This window comes from Rhodococcus sp. 05-2254-6 (genome assembly GCF_002258565.1).
Taxonomy (GTDB): Bacteria; Actinomycetota; Actinomycetes; order Mycobacteriales; family Mycobacteriaceae; genus Rhodococcoides.
This window is the reverse complement of the sequence record NZ_NOZF01000135.1, coordinates 1-5348: the sequence shown is the minus strand read 5'-3', so window position 1 is coordinate 5348 and position 5348 is coordinate 1. Positions and strand designations below refer to the sequence as shown.

Here is a 5348-nt window from a genome sequence, read left to right as displayed (position 1 = left end):
TTGATCCAGAGGGCGAAGCTTTTCAGTTGGCTGGAGGTGGCATTGGTGGTCAAGGCCCCGATTCTGGCGTCGTTTCGGGGGCGGATTTGCTCCGAGCCTGGCGGATGCGAGAACAGCAGATCCTGGCCGGGAGGGTGCATCTTCTCGAGGACCGCGATCGCCCTGGCGGCGGGAGCCCCGACGGTCCACTCGGCAGCGACTCCCCGAGGATCGGTTTCGCCCTTGAACGCCAGCCCGGTCAGTATCCACCGATAGGGGGTGCCGCCGGGATCGCGTGCGGTGCTAAGGCAACCGCGGCGTAGGTGTTTTATCTCGGCGTCCCGCATTCCGGAGAGGAACGCGATGACGATGTAGCAAGCGATGTGCAACATACGTTGTAGCTGCAGGTATCCGCTGCTGGAGTGCTGGTGCACGATGCCCGCGATCCACGGACGGCCGTGAAGTCGGCCCTCGATGGTCAGCGGTATCCAGGTGTGGTCGGTGACTCCGACTAGTGCCGCGCAGGCAAAGAGACGGTTGCGGATTGCTGGGTTGGTGTCGAGACCGTGTCTGCTCGTGCCGATCTCAGCGGCGATCTGTCGTAAGTTCGGGCGGCCTTGATGTCCGGGGAGCGGGTCGCCGTCGGCCTCGTGTTGCGCGAGGTAGTGTTCGAGCGCTTCGGCGGCACCGCTGTTGCGCCCGTACCGTCCGTTGGTGCGCTTGGATCGGTGGTGATCTCGGTGTGCGGCGGCGGTGAGGATGTCGCCGGAGAAGTCGTCGACGAAGCGGATCGCCCAGGTGATCAGCGGGCCCAGGACAGGTTCGGGGATGCGACCGGTGGCGTTCTCGGTGGCTCCAGTTTTGGACATGGTCCAGCCGTCGACGCGGCGCGGATCGAAGGTGAGCGTGTCGGTCAGGCATGTGCGATAACGCCAGAGCATGCATACCGCCCGTCGGGAGTTCTCGCGCGATCCGACTCCGACGGGCAAAGTCATCAAGTAGTGGTGGTAGTCGAGGACGTCGGCAGCGGTGAGCGAACTCAATGCCGGCGTCTGCTCTCGATCAGAGTGTGCCGGTGTGCGTTCGGCGAGCCAGTGCAGGAACTTGCGCACTTCGATGAAGGTGCCGCGGATTCCGACGGCAGACTGCCGCCGCTCGCCTGCGGGTAGCGGCCCGGACAGCATCGCCAGGCACAACTCTTTGGCCGGCAGACGGTAGCGGTCGGCGAGGGTGTCGAATGAGACGACCAAGGATCGGACATGTGCCTGTGCAACAGCAGGTTCCAATCGCCAGGCGTCGTCGCGGAATTGCGACGTCTCTGTGAGGGAGTAGCCGGGACGAAGCCACAAGCCGGCCAGGACGTGATGCTCGCCGAGTACCGGATCGGACAGGAGCGGGTCGCTAGCTGGTACCGGGGTGACGGCGATCGGGTTGCTCATGGGTGCTCCCAGGGGTCTTCGGCGAGTTCGAGGAGGCACTCGGGTGCCTCGTCTTTCGCCGAGTCGAGTTGTGCGGCAGTGAACTTCGGGTAGATGTCGTGGTGGATCGCAGTCCAGGTCGGCCCGTAGCGCGTCCACCAGGTCTGCTCGTCGAGTTCGGTGCGTCGCGTGGACAAGGTCGACGTCAGCGCGGTGATAGCGGGTAGATGCGTCGTGGTGACGACGCAGTTGCCGCAGTGGAAGCAGTCCAGGAACGACACCCGTCGACACGCACGTCCGGTGACAGGGTGCGCGGAGGAGTCGGCGCATGCTGTCCAGGCACCCTCCTCTCCTGCAGATGGTTCATCGGCGTCGGTGTCGGCGAGCACCTCGAGTTCCGTGACGCCGTGTTCGGCCAGGATGTGGGTATGTGCGGACAGGGCCGCTGATTCGGCATCGCGGAGAGCCTCGGACATCGTCTGGCGCGCCCACTCTTTGGCGGTGGGATCACCACGAAGGTAGTGGCTGAACAGCACTTCGACGCTGTTCGATCGGGCAGCCGAGGGCAGATGTCCACCGACGGATCGAGTGCGGCGTACTTCGACACTGGTGCGAACGCGGCGCATGTCCAGCCCCAGCGGTGCGCTGTGTCCGGAAACGTCTGGGTCGAAGTGCAGTTCTCGCAGTCTGCTCCATTTCGCGAAGGTGGCGCGGCCGGCGAGGGATTGCGCGAACGGGTTGTGATGTTCGGAGACGGTTCCACGATCGTGGTTGGTGTTGCGCCACGACGACCAGAGTGCGGCCGTATCGCTCAGTGCCCGTCCACGTTCCATGAGGCGGTGCAGCAGCAGGTACAGACCGCCGGGGGTGTGCAGTTCTCGGTGCGGCGGTCCGATTTCCCAGGTCACGGTGTCGTGCCATCGGTTCGGGCCGTTGCGTCGTTTGCTCAACTGGACTTCTACCGCTCGGTCACCGACGATCCGATGCTCGGCGGGTAGTTCTTTGAGGGCTTCGACGTTGCGGCCGGTGACTGCAACGAACAAGGTCAGCAAGGGTGCGAGATCGTCGCGTGTGACGAACAGCTGGCCGGCCCACGCTGTGCGGCGGTGACGGTGCGCGACGATTCGTCCGCCGGTTACCGGGACGATGCCGGTGGCCGCCATACGCGAGACCATGTGCTCGAACTCCGTCGACGGCTCCACACCTGACGCAGCCATAGCCGTGACTGCGTCGTTTCCTGCAGTGATGCGTCTACGAATTTGCGCGACGTCGGTACGAGCGGCATCGAGGATGCGCGCGAACTCGCCGTCGGAATACCCGGTCAGAGAAGTGAACGTGCCTTTCCCCGCCGGGGTGCTGAGATGGTCGAGCACCTCGGCATTGAGTTGGTTTGCTAGCGGAGGCAGCCGAAGAAGCAGGCGGAGCTCACTGAGTTCGGCTGTGCACGTGGCGACTGTTCGCGGGGTGTCGATCCTGGTGAGGAACATATCGACGTGTGCCACGGTCAAGTCAGCCGGTGCAGCGGGGCTGTTGTCGAGACTCTCGAGGAAACGCATTAGCCGTGCGGCAAACGAGAACACGGTCGTTGCCGAACTGTGGGTCCGTCTGTCGCCGGCAGGACCGATACGGAGCGCCAAGGCTTCCGCGACCGGAACGTGCCAGCTCGGCATGGCCAGGACCTCGACGTCGAACGTTTCGGTGCGTCCGTCGTCGCCGTGAAAGTCGACGACCAGAGACGAAACCGAGGACGCAACGGATGGCGGGGCGTAGCTTCCGGGCGTAGGAAGTGGGGCGTGCATCCCGGGGTGAGTTCGCGATTCGGTCACAGCACGACACCGCTGGCCGGGAGAGTCGTTACGTCGTCGGTACTGGCCGGGTCCGGGGTGAAGACGTCCCAATCATCGGGCACAAGTGCCATTCTCGTCTCCATCTCGAGTTCGGCGAGTGCGTGGAGGTAGATCTGTGTGGTCACCACGGATCGATGACCGAGTCGGCACCGTACCCAGTCGAGCGGGTCGCCGAAGATGCGGGTGTAGTGCCCGCGCTGCTCCGGTCCCAGCGCGCCGAGGGCAGCGATGTGACCGCGTTGAAGCTGTTCGAGGGTGATGACGGCGAACGTGTGCCTGAGCATGTGGGCGTGCGCTGCCAGCGGGACACCGGCGCGCTGGCAGCGGGTGTTGGCCTCGGCGAACATCTTCTTCCAGGCGGCAACCGACAGTGGCATACCGTGCTCGCCGAGCCAGAACGCGGCGGGTTCGAGACCGCCGGGGCGCGCGATCAACAAACTTTGTCGCTCCGACCAATTCAGTTCCGAGACTTTAATGGTCCGTTTCAGTGCTGCACCCGTGATGTGCGTGGCGATCGCATGTTCCGGATCTTCCACCACCAGAGGGTGCCGGATGCGCTCGTACCGTTGCTTTTCCTGGGCTGCGGCGATGACGTTGGCTCGGTCGAAGGCACTGTAAGTAGCCAGATCACGGACGAGGGATGCCGGGACGTAGACCCACCGTGCGGAGCGGCCTTTTGCAATAGCACCGGGAAGCCAAAATCGTTGATAACCATTCTGATTCGTATCGATGTGTGGAAGCTCCAGCACGGTGAGAGCAGATTGTTCCGAGATCCGAAGTCCTGTCCGGACCATCACGTCGCAGTAGGTCGCGTTACGCCCCGACCACCGGCCACGAAAACCTTCTCGCGGCATCCCCCAGCTGTCGAATCCGCGAATACCGACGTCGCGCCATCTGCGATAGTCGGCAAGGGGGAGCCATTGGATGCGGTCCCGGCCGCCGTCGTGACTGTAGGTCGCCGGGCGGAGCTCGTCGGACCGCCGCGAGACCGCGTAGCCGGTGTGTGCAGGAGCGGGCCGTCGCCAGGTCTGGGGGATCGGATTGACTGGAACGTGGCCGGCGGCGTGTGCCCAGCGGTAGAACCTGTTCACTGCCGCCACTTCACGGTTCCATGTGTTGCCGGACACGCGTGGGCCGCGGGGATCGTGTCGACGCCAATGCAGATACGAGAGGTGATCACTGTCGGTGATGTCCCGCCAATGACGTTTGCAGTCAATGTGGTTGACGAAAGTGAGGAAGCTCGCGAGGTCGCGTGCGTACCCGATCTGTGTCGTTGCGGCCATGGTGACCATCGCTGTGGTGCGAAAGAAATCGTTCAGGTCGGTGTCGTAGTCGAAAGCGGGCGAGAGCAAGAAGGGAGTGCCCTGAGTCTGGCGAGTCTCTGCGAGCCAGTCCGTCCAGTCATCGGCGCGGGTGCGGTTGTCTGCAGTAGGTGAAGAGCGGGAATTGGGTAGCTCTGCGGCAGTAGTGCGAACATGCCATCGGCTGCTTGTCATCGCCGCTCATGATCCGGTCAGTGACCGAGTATGCACAAGATTTGCTGCCTAAGTTTCAAAATTCCGATCGGGAACGGCAAGGGGTACCTTCAGCTCTTATGACGGTCGTTCATCTTGTGTCTATTGTCCAAGGTTGATTTAGAGGCTGCCTGCGATCAACGACTCCGGCGGTTGTGTGCGGACTCGATCGCCTGCCCGGGAGAAGCGTGCCGCCGGCTGGAAGATGCGCCCCTGCTCGGGGAGGTCGAAGCGAACGAGGTCAAGTGTAAATTCGAGACGGTGAATGTCCCGACGTGGCAACAACTCACAGCGCGCAATGCCGCGGCGACCGACCTCAACATGTCAGGCTCGCTGCACGTTGTCGGTGTGACCGACACAGGCTTCGTCGACGACCGTTTCGAGTTCCGCTACGGCCGGGGTGACCGCTGGTGGGTCGAACGCAATGGCGAGATCGTCTACTCATCGTCGAGCTCCACTGATACGGTCCCCGTCGCCCGCATCGATGGACAGATGGTCCACCAACGCACCACCAGCCTGATCCGCCTCGGCGCACTGTTCACCCCGCGAGATCTCTTCGGCCCGCGTTCACTCCTGACTCGGCGCACACC

General features: G+C 63.5%; 3 protein-coding genes and 1 pseudogene. 1 reads left to right on the top strand and 3 read right to left on the bottom strand.

The window, feature by feature from the left end:
- From CH256_RS16975 to CH256_RS16965, 3 genes are all read right to left on the bottom strand, one after another.
- A partial coding sequence (locus CH256_RS16975; protein ID WP_143536603.1) for a hypothetical protein occupies positions 1 to 1418 on the bottom strand: 1418 nt, incomplete at its 3' end.
- Positions 1415 to 3223 (bottom strand): hypothetical protein, encoded by a 1809-nt coding sequence (locus CH256_RS16970; RefSeq protein WP_032375867.1) that lies wholly within the window; start codon positions 3221 to 3223, stop codon positions 1415 to 1417. The genes CH256_RS16970 and CH256_RS16975, both read right to left, overlap by 4 nt.
- Entirely contained in the window at positions 3220 to 4740 is a 1521-nt protein-coding gene (locus CH256_RS16965) for a tyrosine-type recombinase/integrase (protein WP_080730368.1), read from the bottom strand. Before CH256_RS16965 ends, CH256_RS16970 begins: the two co-directional genes overlap by 4 nt.
- Positions 4741 to 4863: 123 nt before the next feature.
- Between CH256_RS16965 and CH256_RS16960 the strand changes: the two are divergent.
- Positions 4864 to 5348 (top strand): annotated as a pseudogene (locus CH256_RS16960) (hypothetical protein); the annotation flags it as partial.